Origin of the sequence: Actinomadura coerulea (assembly GCF_014208105.1) — a bacterium.
Taxonomy (GTDB): domain Bacteria; phylum Actinomycetota; class Actinomycetes; order Streptosporangiales; family Streptosporangiaceae; genus Spirillospora; species Spirillospora coerulea.
In genome coordinates this window covers 7486523-7501252 of sequence record NZ_JACHMQ010000001.1, presented here as the reverse complement: position 1 = coordinate 7501252, position 14730 = coordinate 7486523, and the positions used below count along the sequence as shown (strand labels likewise).

Here is a 14730-nt window from a genome sequence, read left to right as displayed (position 1 = left end):
CGGGATCGGAGATCGCGGTGACCGCCGAAGCCGGCCTTCCCGACACGCTGCGCGACCTGCCCGCCTGGACCCCGGACCCGGTCGAGCTCGCCGACCTCGAACTCGTCCTCGCGGGGGTGTACCGCCCGCTGACGGGCTTCCTCGGCTCGTTCGACACCGCCATGGTGATCGCCGGGGGGCGGCTCGCGGACGGCACCCCGTGGCCGGTCCCGGTCACGCTGTCGGTCCCCAAGGAGCTGACCGGCCATGAGCGGGTCGTCCTCCAGGACCCGGAGGGCGTGCCGCTCGCGGTGCTGCGGGTCGGCGAGGCGTGGCAGGACCCGACGACCCAGGGCTGGCGGCTCGCCGGGCCGCTGGAGGCCCTCCGCTCCCCCGCGCACGGACCGTTCCACCGCCTGCGCCGCCGCCCGGACGAGCTCGACGCGCCCGAGGGCGACGTACTCGCGGTGGCCACCCGCGAGCCCCTGCACCGCAAGCAGCTCGGCCAGCTCCGCCAGGTCGCCGAGCGGCTCGGCGCGAAGGTCCTCGTCCTGCCGCTGCTGGGCGGCGAGCACGACGAGTCCCTCGTCCGGGCGCTGCTCGGGGTCCGCCGGGAGCTGCCGGACGGCGCCCAGATCATCCCCGTGCCGCTGCCGTCGCGCGGCGACCGGGAACGCGACGTCCTGCTCCGCGCGCACGTCGCCGCGGCCTACGGCGCCACCCACCTGCTCGCCGAGCGGGAGACGGAGGGCACCGCCGTCCCGCTCGTCGTCCCGGAGCCGTGGGCCTACGACGCCGACGTCGAGGTCTGGCGGCCCGTCGCGCGCATCGAGCCCGACCACGTCCAGGCGGAGCTGACCCCCGAGCGGCTGAACGAGCTGCTGGACGCGGGCGAGCCCGTCCCCGACTGGTTCACCCCGCCCGCCGTCGCCGCCGAACTGGCGCTGGCGCGCCCGCCGAAGCGCTCGCGCGGCATCACGGTGTTCTTCACCGGCCTGTCGGGCTCCGGGAAGTCCACGGTCGCGCGCGGCCTGGCCGACGCGCTGGTGGAGCGCGGCGGCCGGACGGTCACGCTGCTGGACGGCGACGTCGTCCGGCGGATGCTGTCGGCGGGCCTGACGTTCTCCCGCGCCGACCGCGACCTCAACATCCGCCGCATCGGGTTCGTCGCCGCCGAGATCACCCGGCACGGCGGCACCGCGATCTGCGCGCCGATCGCCCCCTACGCGGCCACCCGCGCCGAGGTGCGGCGGATGGTGTCCGCCGTGGGCGACTTCATCCTCGTGCACGTGGCGACGCCGCTGGAGGAGTGCGAGCGCCGCGACCGCAAGGGCCTGTACGCCAAGGCCCGCGCCGGTCAGATCCCCGAGTTCACCGGCATCTCCGACCCCTACGAGGAGCCGGACGACGCCGACCTGACGCTCGACACCTCGCGGTCGACGCCGGACGAGGCGGTCGCCCGGGTCCTCGACCTGCTGGTCGGCGGCGGCTGGGTGCGAGCGGAATAACCCCACCCGTCCCACCCGTCCCCCTTGCCCGGTATTTCCCGATCCGGAGGGCATCACCTATCGTGTTAACCATAATTCCTACATGACAGGTAGGTCATGCCGATGGACTTCGATTGGACGATGGCGCTCGGCTCGTTCCTCGTCGCCATCATCGTCGGGCTGACCGGGATGGGCGGCGGCGCCCTGATGACGCCGATGCTCGTCACGTTCTTCGGGGTGAGCCCGCTCGCCGCCGTGTCCAGCGACCTGGTCGCCGCCGCCGTCATGAAACCGGTGGGCAGCGCCGTCCACTACCGGCAGGGCACCATCAACATGCGGCTGGTCGGGTGGCTGTGCGCGGGCTCGGTGCCCGCCGCGTTCTCCGGCGTCCTGCTGGCGCGCGCGCTCGGCCACGGCGACTCCGTGGAGAACGTCATCGGCAAGGCGATGGGCGCCGCACTGATGATCGCCGCCGCGGGCCTGGTGCTGCGCGGCTACCTCGCCTACCGGGGCCGCGGCGGCTCCGCCGGAGACGGCGACGGGTCCGCGGAGATCACGATCCGGCCCGTCCCGACCGTGCTGATCGGCGTCGTCGGCGGCCTGGTCGTCGGCATCACCTCGGTCGGCTCCGGCTCCCTCATCATCGTCGCGCTTCTCGCGCTCTACCCGGCGCTCAAGGCCAACCAGCTCGTCGGCACCGACCTGCTCCAGGCCGTCCCGCTGGTCCTCGCGGCCGCCATCGGCCACCTGCTGTTCGGCGACTTCCGCATGGAGGTCACGGCCGCGCTGCTCGCCGGCTCGATCCCCGGCGTCTACCTCGGCTCCAAGATCTCCTCCCGGGCCCCGAGCACCCTGATCCGGCGGGTGCTGGCCCTCGTGCTGGTCGCCTCCTCGCTGAAGATGTTCGGCGTCGCGGCCGTCCCGCTCGCCTGGACCATGGTCGTCCTCACCGCGGCCACGGCCGGCGCGTGGCTCGCGCTTCGCCACCGGGCCGCGCCGCGCCGGGATACGCTCTCCTCTCCGGTCGTTTCCCCCGGCGTCGCCGGTGCCTCAGGAGAGCAGAGCGAACGTGGACCCACGATGGCCGCATGACACCGTCGACGTCCTCGGCGTACGGGTCAGCCGCGTGGACACCGCGCGGTTCCGCTCCTTCGTGGCGGAGGCCGTCAAGGAGCGGTCGAAGCTGACGGTCACCTTCGCCAACCCGGACTACGTCCTCAGGGCGCAGAAGGATCCGGGGCTGCGCGACCTGATGAACGGCTTCGACCTCAACCTCCCGGACGGCTGGGGCGTCGTGCTGGCCGCGAAGATCTTCGGGCGCCCCGTCCCCGGCCGGATGGCCAACGACGACCTCACCGACGACCTGTTCGGCCAGCCCGCCGAGGAGGGCTGGCGCGTCTTCCTGTTCGGCAACGCGCCCGGCGTCGCGGAGGCCGCCGCCGCGAACGTCCGCGCCTGGTACCCGGGCCTGGACGTCGCGGGCACCCAGCACGGCCACTGGGCGGACGGGCAGGGCCGCATCCCCGCCGAGACCGCCGAGCGCCTCGTCGCCGAGATCAACGACGCGGCCCCCGACATCCTGCACGTCGGCCTCGGGACGCCCCTGCAGCAGCGGTTCGTCGCCGAGTACCGCGACCGCCTCACCGCACCGGTCGTCATCACGTGCGGCGCCTACTTCGAGCACCTCGCCGAACGGCGCGACTACTACCCCGCCTGGGTCCTGAAGCTGCGCGTGGGCTTCCTCTACCGCCTGGCGCGCGAACCCCGCCGCCTCTGGCGGCGCTACACCGTCGAACTCGGCGCCTATCTGGCCCGGGTCCTCTACCATCGCCTGCGGCACGGCAGGGCCCCCGCCGACTGAGCGGATGCCTCCTATGCCGCACTTGCCCGGAACCCCTACTCGTCCTCTAGCCATGTGGTAGGACAAGATGCCATCAGCGTCCCCGGCCGCATCCCGGAGCACCTTCATGCGCCCCACCATCGCCCGCCTCACGGCCGCCGCGCTCGCGGTGCTCGCCGTCCCCGCCGCCGCCGGCACGGCCTCGGCCGACATCTCCCAGCCGGCGGTCGTCTCCGCCAACCCGGTGAACATCACCCCGCACGTGCTGGACGGCACCGTCCGCGCCATCACCACCGTCGGGAACTGGGTCGTCGTCGGCGGGAACTTCGAGGAGGTCCGCGAGGCCGGCAGCGGCAAGAAGACGCTCAAGCGGCACAACCTGTTCGCCTACGACATGCGGACCGGGAAGATCAGCACGGCCTTCGTCCCGAAGGTCAACGGGACCGTCCACGCCCTGCAGCCCGGGTCCAGCGACTGGATCTACGCGGCCGGGACGTTCACCACCGTCAACGGCGTCAAGACCGGTACGGTGACGGCGCTCAAGATCTCGACCAACAAGGTCCACACCGGCTTCAAGCCGAACGTGAACTACCGGGTCTACACCATGGTGGTGCGCGGCGCCCGGCTCTACATCGGCGGCATGTTCACCAAGGCGGGCGGCAAGACGCGCACCGGCCTCGCGCGGGTCGACAGGCTCACGGGCGTCGCCGACAACGCGTTCAACTTCACCGTCACCGAGCCCCGGTCGGGCGACCTCAAGGTCTACCGGATGGCGGTCGACCCCACCGACACCCGCATGGTCATCAACGGGACGTTCACCCGGGTGAACGGCCAGCGCCGGGTGCAGATCGCGATGATCAACCTGGGCAAGGGCACCGCGAAGCTGTCGACCTGGTCGACCGAGCGCTACTCCACCCCCTGCAACCTCGCCGCGTTCGACACCTACATGCGCGGCATGGACTTCTCCCCCGACGGCAAGTACTTCGTGGTCGTCACCACGGGCGGCCCCTACGGGCAGAGCCAGCTGTGCGACTCGGCCGCCCGCTGGGAGTCGTCCACCACCGGGTCGGGGCAGAAGCCGACCTGGGTCAACTGGACGGGCGGCGACACGCTGCTGTCCACCTCGGTGACCGGCGCCGCGGTCTACGTCGGCGGGCACCAGCGCTGGCTGAACAACCCCTACGGCCACGACTCCGCCGGCCCCGGCGCCGTGTCGCGGCCCGGCATCGGCGCGCTCGACCCCAAGACCGGCAAGGCGCTGGCGTGGAACCCCACGCGGACGCTCGGCCACGGCGTCGAGACGCTGGTCGCCCACCCGAAGGGGCTGCTCGTCGGCAGCGACACCGACCAGCTCGGGCACGAGTACCACGGCCGCCTCGGGATGTTCCCCGCGGGATGAGCCGGCGGCTCGCATGAGATAAAGGGCGGGGGACGTTCTGCGGAGGGGGCGGGGGCCTTGGTCCATCACGAACAGCGCGAGGTGGTCCGCGGCGGCCACCACCGGCCCGACGCGCGCCGCTCGCTGCCCGTCCCGCCGGACGGGCCGCGGCGGCGCCGCCCCCGCCCGTTCTTCTACGTCGCCTCCGCGAGCGCCCTGCTGGTCCTGGGCGGCTCCGCGGGCGCGGTCGCCCTGTCGGGCCCCGGCACGACCCTCAACGCCCGGACGGCCGCCGCGGGCGCGAACACGGTCGTCCCCGCCTCGGCCGACACCTACGTCGTGCGGGAGATGCCCGGCACGACGTTCGGGGACGCGCGGAAGATCACCGCCTCCGCGTGGCCCGGCTGGCACACCGAGGCGTATGTCGCGTTCGAGGTGCCGCCCGGCACCCCGGCCGTCACCAGGGCCCGCGTGGAGATGACGTTCGACCGGATGGAGAACCGGCCGGGGCGCGTCGAGCTGCGCACGCTCCCCGGCGCGTGGACGGAGAACGGCACCTCCTGGGGCAACCGCCCCGTCGCCGGGTCCGTCGTGGCGAGCGCCCCCACCGGCCCGGAGGGCACGGTGTCCTTCGACGTCGGCGACGTGGTGACCGGCCCCGGCCTCTACGCGTTCGCCATCACCGGGCCGGGCTCCCGGACGGCGGTCTCGCTGCGTTCGAGGGAGACCGCCGAGGGCCCGCGCCTGGTCCTGCGCACCCGGCCGGGCGCGCCCCCGCCGACGCCGAGCAGGTCGCCGGAGACGTCCGGCACGGCGCTTCCCGCGCCCGGGCCCGAGCCCACCTGGCAGGCCCCGCAGCCGGTGAAGACCCCCGGGACGTCCCCCGCGGGCGGGCGGACGCTCTGCGGCCTGTCCCTCGAACTGAAGCCGGGCGAGACCTTCCAGAAGGCCCTCACCCGCCTGGACGCCGCCTACGGCGGCCTGGAGACCGTCCGGCTGTTCTACCAGGGCGTCCCGCCGGCGTGGCCGGGCAAGCCCGACACCGGGAACCGCCCGCCGATCATCTCGTTCAAGCTGGCGCCCAAGGACGTCCTCGCCGGCAAGTACGACCGGGAGATGACCCGCTGGTTCGCCACCGCGCCCCGCGACCGCGACCTCTACTGGGTCTACTACCACGAGCCCGAGGACAACATCGCCTCCGGCGAGTTCACCGCCGCCGACTACCGCGCCGCGTGGCGCCGGCTGCGGTCCCTCGCCGACAAGGCGGGCAACCCCCGCGTCCACGCCACTCTCGTCCTGATGGGCTGGAGCCTCGACCCGCTGTCCAAGCGCGACTGGCGCGACTACTACCCCGGCCGCGACGTCATCCAGGTCCTCGGCTGGGACGTGTACAACCTCGGATGGAAGAAGGGCCGCTACGACGACCCGGCCGCCATGTACGACCGCGTCGTCGCCGTCAGCACGGGCGAGGACCTGCCGTTCGGCATCGCCGAGACCGGCAGCTACCTCGTCGCCGGCGACAACGGCGACAGGCGCGCCGCCTGGCTGAACGCCACCAACGCCTACCTCGCCAAGCACCGCGCCCTGTGGGTGGCCTACTTCGACCTCGACTGGAGCACCGGCGACTTCCGCCTCCTCGACACCCAGAGCCGCAGGGCCTGGAGCGAATTCTGCTGAGGGCCGCTCCGCCCCCGACATGCCGCGCCCCCCGCCGGAGATCCGGCGGGGGGCGCGGCGCGTGCGGGTGACGCGCCCTACTTGCGGGCCAGGATGATGGTCCACAGCGCGGCGCGGCTGGCGGCGTCGGTCGTCGCCGTCTTGCCGCCGTAGGTGCCGGTGGCGACCGTGCCGTTGCTGTCGGCGACCAGGGCCGTGATGCGGCCGCTGCCCGAGCCGATCCCGGTGCCGCGCGTCTCCACTCCGGCCGGGGCCGTCCAGGACGTGGTGCTGGACGACTTGTCCGCCCAGTACGTCAGCGCCCAGGACCCGGCCGCGTCCACCTGGGCGGACGGGCTGGTGTGGTCGGTGACGGTGGCGGCGTCGCTGCTCTTGGCCACCGCCGCGACCGGGTCGGTCGCGTTGGTGCCCTCGTAGGCGAGCAGCCGGACGTCGGCCTTGGTGTAGGCGCTGAACCCGATGCCGACCTGCGTTCCGGCGTCACCGGCCTGGGCGACGCGCTTCCAGACCACGGACGTCGCGGTGCCCGCCGCCTGCGTGCCGACCTGCGTCCAGCCGGCCGGCGGGGTCGCCAGGGTCGCCTCGCTGCTGTTGAACGTCAGCATCAGGATCAGGCCGTCGCCGGGCTGGACCGCCGGCGGGACCTGCGCCGTGGCGGTCTGGACGTTGCCGTTGCCGCCCGACCCGCCGCGGTAGCCGATGTTCACCTGGTTCGAGGCGACCGTCACGTCCTGGGACCTGGTGCCCTTGCCGCCGCGGTCGTCGGTGACCGTCAGCTTGACCGTGTAGGTGCCGGCCGCGGTGAACGCGTGCTGCGGCGCGGCGCCCGTGCCGGTCTCGCCGTCGCCGAAGTCCCAGGCGTAGGAGGCGATCGAACCGTCGGGGTCGGAGGACCCCGCGGCGTTGAAGGTGCAGTTGAGCCCGTCGCAGTCGCCGGTGAACGCGGCGTGCGGCAGCTGGTTCGGCGTCCCCGCGTACAGGAAGACCGTCCGGCCGCGCCAGTCGGCGGCGCTGACCTCGGTCGACGAGCCGGACGGCACACCCGCCGCGGAGAACGCGACGCGGTAGAGCCGGCCGTTGCCGTTGTCGACGTAGTAGAGGTCCGCGCCGTTGACGAACATGCCGCCGACCGAGCTCCAGCTCATGCCCGGCAGGTTGCCCACCGCGGTGAACTCCTGCGCGCCGACGACGTTGCTCTCCGGGTTGAACGTCCGGTAGTAGAGCGAGGACTGCCCGCGCGTGTAGTAGATCCGGCCCTTGGCGAAGAACATGCCGGTGATGTTCTGCACCTGCGAGTGCCAGGTCGTCATGGTGGTGAGCTGGTCGGCGGTGTCGATGGTGGTCGGCGTGCCGAGCGCGGTGCCGTCGAACGAGCGGCGCCGGAACAGGCCGTCCGACGAGCCGTAGAAGAGCTCCCCGTTGACCATGAAGGCGCCGCGCGCGGTCCGCCAGTCGACGCCCGCGGTGCCGTCGTCGACCGCGGCGCCGGCCGTGGTGCCGTCGAACGAGCGGTGCCTCAGGTAGTTGGCGGCACCGAAGCCGATGCCGCCGCCGGAGTAGACGTTCCCGGGCAGTTCGCCGGTGCTGTAGGCGGGGACGGCCGCGCCGCCCGCGACGGGGAACAGCGCGAGCTTCTGGTGGAACTCGCCGCCGACGTTGTCGGTGTCGCTGCCGATCCACAGGCCCTCGTCGGTGGCCAGCATGTCGAAGACGCCGACGCCCTTGTCGCGGCCGGGGTTCCAGCTGAAGGGCAGGCCGCTGACCGGGTCGAGCGCGACGATGCCCTCGCGGCCGACGGCGCCCTGGCCGGGGCTGTCGCCCGCGAACGGGTTGTTGGCCCACCGGAAGTGGCCGCCGGTGTAGACGGCCGTGTCGGTGATCTCCACGGCGTAGGTGGTGTCGCCCCCGGTGTAGTTCACCCAGGTCGGCTGCTGGCCGCCGCCGGCGGCGGCGCTCTCCCAGCGGGCCTGGGTGTCGCACAGCTTCGCGGAGCCGCCGTACGCGCCGGTGGTCGTCACCACGAAGTACCCGCCGTCCGGCGAGAACTCGACGTCGCGCATGTAGGTGTCGAACGACTGCGAGCACTGGTCGGCGTAGCGGGTGGTGTCCCAGTTGGCGAGCTGGGCGGACGGGCCGGTGAGGTCCACCATGACGATCTGGCGCCGGGTGCTGCCCGCGACCGAGCTGAAGTTGCCGATGCCGACGAGCTTGGAGCCGTCCGGGCTGACGTCCATCTTGTAGAGCTGGGTGACGCCGTCGCCGGTCTGGGTTCCGGTGACGTTCAGGTCCACGAAGTCGTCGCGGGCCCCCGTCTGGGGGTCGAGGGTGGCGAGGGCCGGCCGCGCGGCGCCGCCGACGGTCGCGAAGGTGCCGCCGACGTACAGCCGCCCGCCCGCCAGCCGCAGGTCGCGGACCTTGGCGTCGAGCTGCGGGTCGAACGAGGCGACCGGGGCGCCGGTCTGGGCGTTGATCCTGGCGAGCACGAAGTGCCGGACGCCGTTGATCTGGCCGAAGCTCCCGCCGACGTAGATCGACTGGCCGTCGGGGGCGGGCAGGAGCGCGCTGGCCTCGCCCTTGTCGAGGCTGGGCGCGAAGTCCGGGTCGATGGCGCCGGTGGAGGCGTCGAAGGCGAACAGCCGGTTGCGGACCAGCGTCGGCTTGTTGGCCCCGGGCTCCTTCACCTGGGTGAACGAGCCGCCGACGTAGATCTTGCCGCCGATCTTGATGATCGACTTGACCTCGCCGTCCAGCACGTTCGGCGTGTAGTTCGCCGGATCGGCGCTGACGACCTTGCCGTGCCCGGGCTCGGATCCCCTCTGGTCCGCGCTCGCCGGGGCGCTCGCCGCGAGGCTGCCCGTCAGCGTCCCCAGCGCGAGCGCCGCCCCCACGGCCAGAGGCCCCCACCTGCGTCTGCCCATCGACCCCTCCGTGCAAGATAGAAGTAAGCCGCCATGTTCCCCGTAGAGGCACATAGCGCCGCGCAATCGTAGCCAGCGGGCCATCGGTACCGCCGTTTGATCGCTGAATCTCGGTTCCGGCCACCGGCCCGCACGGCGGTCCGCCTGCCGCAGGACCTCCGGACGCGCCCCGGCGGGCACGCTCATCACGTCTCGCGAGGTACGCTGCGCACCTCGAAAGGACGCTTGCCGGGTCTCACCGGAGGACCGGATCGCGTGGCCGAAATCGGCCACCGTCCGCTGTCGCCCCTGGTAAGAGACAGGACGTCCTTCCATGGGCGACGTGCCTCCGGGACCGGACGGCGCGGTCCGCGCGCCCGCAGGCGCGTCCCACGGAAACGGAGCGGTGATTGGCCGGGATGCGAGGGATCGCGGGGAGCACGCCTCTCGCGACGCCGCGGCTGCTGCCCTGGCGCCTGCGGCCGGGCTGGCCGCTCGCCGTGGCGCTGCTCGGCTTCCCGCTGTGGTGGATCCTCGGCCTGGCGAACATCATGCTGCTCCTCATCAGCGTGCCCATGGCGATGACGCTGTGGCGGCGGCGCGGCACCCTGGTGGCGCCCGGCGGCTTCGGGGCGTGGCTGTTCTTCCTGCTCTGGGTCGTGCTGGGCGTGCTCGTGCTGTGGGCCGACGCGCCCCTCGCCGAACCGGGCGGCGGGTTCAGCCGGGTGCTGGTGTACGGCTACCGGCTCGCCTGGTACCTGTCGTCCACCATCGTGCTGCTCTACGTCGGCAACATGAGCGAGCGGGAGCTGCCGTCGGGCAAGATCGGCCGGCTCCTCGGCTACATGTTCATCGTGACGACCGTCGGCGGGCTGATCGGGTCCTTCTTCCCGTCGATCCAGCTCACCTCCCCGGTGGAGATGGTGCTGCCGCACGGGCTGACCTCCAACTCCTTCGTCCGCGACATCGTCCACCCGCGGGTCTCCGAAGTGGAGTCGATCCTCGGGTTCGAGCAGTCGCGGCCCATGGCGCCGTTCGCCTACGCCAACACGTGGGGCGCCGCCTACGCCTTCTTCCTCCCGTACTTCCTGCTGACCTGGATCGTCCGCGCCGACATGCGGCGCCGCGCGTTCGCGCTGGCCGTGCTCGCCGCGTCGCTGTGGCCCGTCGTGTACTCGCTGAACCGGGGGCTGTGGGGGGCGCTCGGCGCGATCGGCCTGTTCGGCGTCGCCAAGCTGCTCCAGGTCGGCGGTCCCCGCGTGATCGCCTGGACGGCCGGGATGGCCGCGGCCGGCGCGATCGTCGTCGCGCTGTCGCCGCTGCCCGGCCTCGTCCAGGACCGCCTCGACAACCCGCACAGCAACAACCGCCGCACGATGCTGGCCGAGGAGACCACCCGCAGCGCCCTGACCGGCTCCCCGCTGGTCGGTTTCGGGTCCACCCGCAACGTCCAGGGCGACCTCGGCCAGGTCTCCGGCGGCGACAAGATCGGCTGCAAGGCGTGCGGCTCGCCGCCCCTCGGCACCCAGGGCCACCTGTGGCTCCTGCTGTTCGCCAACGGCGTCGTCGGGACGATCGCGTTCTGCGCGTTCTTCGCCGTCCGGTTCCTGCGGCACTGGCGGGAGCGCGGCGCGTACTCGCTGGCGGGCTGCGCCGTCCTGATCGCCTGCGGCCTGTTCATGATCACTTACGACATGGTGGAGGTACCGCTGTACACGGTGATGATCGCTGTGGGCCTGATGTGGCGGGCGAGCCGGGACGCCCGCGCCGAGGCCCGGCCGCGCGCCCGTGCCCGGGTCGCGGCGCCGGCCGGCGCCGCCGCGGAGGCGCCGCTGTGAGCGCACCGGAGGAGACGCGGGCCGCCTGGATCGCGGCCGTGCGGGACCTGTGGCCGGACGCGCGGGTGGAGGCCGTCGGACCGGGGAGCTCCGAGGGGGCGCGCCGGGAACTGGCGTTCCTGCCGGACGCGGAGCGGCCGCGGCTGCTCGTCCCGGCGGGGATGCCGCGCGCCACCGCGGCCGCGCTGCGCCGCTACAGCCACGACCTCGGCCCGAAGCAGCGCGCCTCCCGCGGCCTGACCGCGGCGGCGGTCCGCACCGGGCTGCCGGAGCGGACGCTGCGCGACCGGCTCCGCGTCACCGGCGGCGGCCCCTCCGTCGAGGACCGGCTGTCGGAGCTGCTCGGCCGGCCGGTGGTGGTCAGCGTGGGGCTCGGGAGCGCCCGCGCCAACCGCAAGCCGATCCTGCACGTGCTGACGCCGCGCGGCGAGCCCGCGGCCTTCGTCAAGATCGGCGACACCGGCACGGCCCGCGCCCTCCTGGAGGGCGAGGCCGCCGCCCTCACCTACCTGAACGCCCGCCTGCCCGCTTCCGGGGCGCGCGGGCTCCCGCACGTCCCGCGGCTGCTCCACCACGGCACGTGGAACGGCCTGGACCTGCTCGTCCTCGAACCGCTCCCGACCAGCGCGCTCGGCTGGCGCCCCCGGGGGCGGGCCCCCGTCCCCGAGATGCGGGCGCTGTTCGAGGTCGGCGGCGTCGAGCGGGCGCCGCTGCGCGGGAGCCCCTACTGGGACGAGATGACCGCGAGCCCCGGCCTGGTCCTGGACGAGCGGCAGCGCGCCGTCTTCGGCGAGGTCGTCGAGGGCGTCGGCAAGGCGCACGGCGACCTGGTCCTGGACTTCGGCGCCTGGCACGGCGACTGGACGCCGTGGAACATGGCCTGGCACCGCGGCGTGCTGCGCCTGTGGGACTGGGAACGGTTCTCGCGCGGCGTCCCGAACGGGTTCGACCTGCTGCACTATCGTCTCCAGGAGGCGATGCGCACCGCGTCCGGGCCGCCCTACGCGACCTGGCCGGACGGCGCCGCGGCCCTCCTGGAGCCGCTCGGGCCGACGGGCCCCGCCGCGCGGGCTACCGTCCGGCTCTACCTCCTGGAGCTGTGCCGCCGCTACCTGCTGGCCGCCCAGGAGCCGATCGGAGGGCCGCTGCGCGCCGACACCGAGCGGCTGCTCGCGCTCCTGCACACCCATCCACCGGAGACGGTTTCGGGAGGAACCCCGTGATCTCACGTCGTGACGCCCCCCCGTGGGTCAAGGAGGCGGGACGGGCCGCGACCCGCGCCGGAGGACGGCTGACCTCGGGCGCCCGGATGCTGCCCGACTTCCTCATGGTCGGCACGCAGCGCGGCGGCACCACCTCGCTGTTCCGCGCCCTGGCCGCGCACCCGGCGACCGTCCAGCCCAACTTCCACAAGGGCGTGCACTACTTCGACGTCAACTACCCGCGCGGTCTCGCCTGGTACCGGGGGCACTTCCCGGTCCGGGCGCTCGCCGAGCGCCGCGCGCGGGGCGCCGTCCCGCAGGCGTTCGAGTCCGCCGGCTACTACATGCACCACCCGCTGGCGCCGGAGCGGATCGCCCGCGACCTGCCCGGGGTGAAGCTCGTCGTCCTGCTGCGCGACCCGGTGGTGCGGGCCTACTCCGCCCACAAGCACGAGCTGGCGCGGGGGTTCGAGACCGAGCCGTTCGAGCGGGCCCTCGACCTGGAGCCCGAGCGGCTCGCCGGGGAGATCGACAAGATCCGGGCCGACCCCGCCTACGTGAGCCACGGCCACCGCCACCACTCCTACCTGGACCGCGGCCGCTACGCCGAGCAGATCGAGCGGCTGTTCGCCCTCTTCGGACGGGACAGGGTGCTCGTGGTGTTCGCGGAGGACTTCTTCACCGAACCCGAGCCCTGCTACGACTCCATCCTGCGGTTCCTGGGGCTGCCGGCGTGGCGGCCCGCGTCGTTCGAGCGGCACAACGCCCGGCCGGGCTCCCCGCTGCCGGACCACCTGCAGCGCCGCCTGGCCGACTACTACGCCCCCTGGGACGACAAGCTCGCCGCGCTCCTCGGCACCGAGCCCGCCTGGCGGCGATGAGGCGGCGATGAGCAAACGCACCCTCGGCCCGGCCAGCGTGCAGGCGGAACCGCCGCTCGCGCCGGACTCGGTCCCGGTGACCCGGTACGCGGGCGTGGTCCGCCGCCACCTGGTCGCGCTGCTGGTCGCGCTGCTGGCCGGGTGCGCGGTCGGGGTCGTGAAGATCGTGCTGACGCCGACGACCTACACCGCGCAGATCTACGTGCTGGCGCCGCCGGTCGCGCTCCACCCCTCCATCGACATCGGCTCGGCGATCGACACCAACGCCCGCGCCCCCCGCGAGACGACGATGGACACCGAGGCCCAGCTCGTCTGGTCCCGCCCGGTGCTGTCCAAGCTGGCGGAGCGGCCCGGCTTCGACGCGTCCGACGCGGACCTGCGCGACCGCATCGGCCTGACGGTGCCGTCCAACACCCACGTGCTGACGATCTCGGTGCGGGCCGGCACGCCGCGGACCGCCCAGGACGGCGCCCGGGTCGTCGCCGACACCTACCTGGCGCTGCGGAACCGGATCCTGGGCCAGGTGCTGGAGCACAACCGCCAGGCGCTGGAGAACAACGCCGAGCTGCTGAAGAAGCAGCTCGCGGCGCTCCCCGGCGACGAGGACGAGCTGCGCCGGCTCACCACCCGCACGCGCCGCCAGGCGCTCGTGAAGCAGATCCGCGACGTGGAGAAGCAGGTCGCGACCATCAAGAGCAAGCAGGAGCAGCCCGGCGAGGTGCTGCGCGGGGCCCCGCTCCCCCGCCGGGGCGACGATCCCGGCCGCGACGTCGCGATCGCGTCCGGGCTCGGCGTCGGCCTGCTCGGCTGGATCGGCTACGTGGTGGTCAGGGAGGCGCGGCCGCGCCGCATCCGGCGGCCCGCCGACCTGCGGCTGCACAGCCGGCTTCCGATCATGGTGGAGGGGACGGCGCTCGGCACCGGGCACCGCGAGGTCGCGCGGCGGCTGCGCAACCTCGTCTTCGACGCCGACGCCACCACCGTCCTCGTCGCCGGGGTCCCGGGCTCGGCCGGCACCGAGATGGCCTACGAGCTGGCCGAGCTGTGCACCGAGGGCGGGTCGGCGACGACGGTGCTGCGCATCGTCGCCGACGGCGAGCCCTTCCACGAGCCGCCGGCCGCGGCCGAGACCGGCCACTCCTTCAACGTCCGGCTGGTGCGCAGCGACGACGACCGGCAGCTCACCCGGGCCGTCGACAAGGCCGGCCGCGTGTCCCGCATCGTCGTCATCACCACACCCGACATCAACGGCGCGGACACCATCGCCGCGGCCGCGGCGAGCGACATCGCCCTGGTCGTCGTCGAGCGCGGCCGGGCCCTGGACCGCGAGGTCGCGAGCGGGGTGCTGGCCCTCGACCAGGCCGCCAGCCCCGCGCGCGTGATCGTTCTGACCGCGCCCGTCCTGCGCGGGCCCGCGTCCCCGGCTCCGCGGCGCGCCGCCCGCCCGTCCCCGGTCGGGGCCGCCGCTCCTGGACAAGGTTGAGATGAACAGAACCGTCTTCTTGCAAGGCGCGGTTAAAGTCGAGATGAACACTCCGCCGAGCACGAGCC

The 14730-nt window shown here is 73.5% G+C and carries 10 protein-coding genes; 9 read left to right on the top strand and 1 reads right to left on the bottom strand.

Annotated elements, in window-relative coordinates:
• Nucleotides 1-17: 17 nt before the first annotated feature.
• The 5 genes from cysC to BKA00_RS34825 all read left to right on the top strand — a co-directional run bounded on the left by cysC (nucleotide 18) and on the right by BKA00_RS34825 (nucleotide 6361).
• Entirely contained in the window at nucleotides 18-1487 is a 1470-nt protein-coding gene (cysC, locus tag BKA00_RS34845) for an adenylyl-sulfate kinase (RefSeq protein ID WP_185032325.1), read from the top strand.
• A gap of 102 nt (nucleotides 1488-1589) precedes the next feature.
• Nucleotides 1590-2558 (top strand): sulfite exporter TauE/SafE family protein, encoded by a 969-nt coding sequence (locus BKA00_RS34840; RefSeq protein ID WP_185032323.1) that lies wholly within the window; start codon nucleotides 1590-1592, stop codon nucleotides 2556-2558.
• Nucleotides 2536-3327, top strand: a complete 792-nt coding sequence (locus tag BKA00_RS34835) for a WecB/TagA/CpsF family glycosyltransferase (protein WP_185032321.1) — start codon at nucleotides 2536-2538, stop codon at nucleotides 3325-3327. The genes BKA00_RS34840 and BKA00_RS34835 overlap by 23 nt, the downstream gene beginning before the upstream one ends.
• 106 nt (nucleotides 3328-3433) lie before the next feature.
• Nucleotides 3434-4705, top strand: a complete 1272-nt coding sequence (locus BKA00_RS34830; protein WP_185032320.1) for a hypothetical protein — start codon at nucleotides 3434-3436, stop codon at nucleotides 4703-4705.
• Between the two features lie 57 nt (nucleotides 4706-4762).
• Nucleotides 4763-6361, top strand: coding sequence for a CBM96 family carbohydrate-binding protein (locus BKA00_RS34825; RefSeq protein ID WP_185032318.1), 1599 nt, complete (start codon nucleotides 4763-4765; stop codon nucleotides 6359-6361).
• A gap of 77 nt (nucleotides 6362-6438) precedes the next feature.
• On the opposite strand, the gene BKA00_RS34820 is transcribed toward BKA00_RS34825, so the two are convergent.
• Complete coding sequence (locus BKA00_RS34820) at nucleotides 6439-9279, bottom strand: PKD domain-containing protein (protein ID WP_230298958.1); 2841 nt, start codon at nucleotides 9277-9279, stop codon at nucleotides 6439-6441.
• A gap of 398 nt (nucleotides 9280-9677) precedes the next feature.
• On the opposite strand from BKA00_RS34820, the gene BKA00_RS34815 reads away from it, so the two are divergent.
• The 4 genes from BKA00_RS34815 to BKA00_RS34800 are packed head-to-tail and all read left to right on the top strand — an operon-like array spanning nucleotide 9678 to nucleotide 14662.
• Complete coding sequence (locus BKA00_RS34815) at nucleotides 9678-11096, top strand: hypothetical protein (protein WP_230298968.1); 1419 nt, start codon at nucleotides 9678-9680, stop codon at nucleotides 11094-11096.
• Nucleotides 11093-12319, top strand: coding sequence for a protein kinase family protein (locus tag BKA00_RS34810; RefSeq protein ID WP_185032315.1), 1227 nt, complete (start codon nucleotides 11093-11095; stop codon nucleotides 12317-12319). The genes BKA00_RS34815 and BKA00_RS34810 overlap by 4 nt, the downstream gene beginning before the upstream one ends.
• The gene (locus BKA00_RS34805) at nucleotides 12316-13179 is read left to right on the top strand and encodes a sulfotransferase domain-containing protein (RefSeq protein WP_185032313.1); all 864 of its coding nucleotides are present in this window, start codon (nucleotides 12316-12318) and stop codon (nucleotides 13177-13179) included. Before BKA00_RS34810 ends, BKA00_RS34805 begins: the two co-directional genes overlap by 4 nt.
• Nucleotides 13180-13186: 7 nt before the next feature.
• Nucleotides 13187-14662: a hypothetical protein gene (locus tag BKA00_RS34800; protein ID WP_185032311.1), complete on the top strand. Its 1476-nt coding sequence runs from the start codon at nucleotides 13187-13189 to the stop codon at nucleotides 14660-14662.
• Nucleotides 14663-14730: the final 68 nt, after the last annotated feature.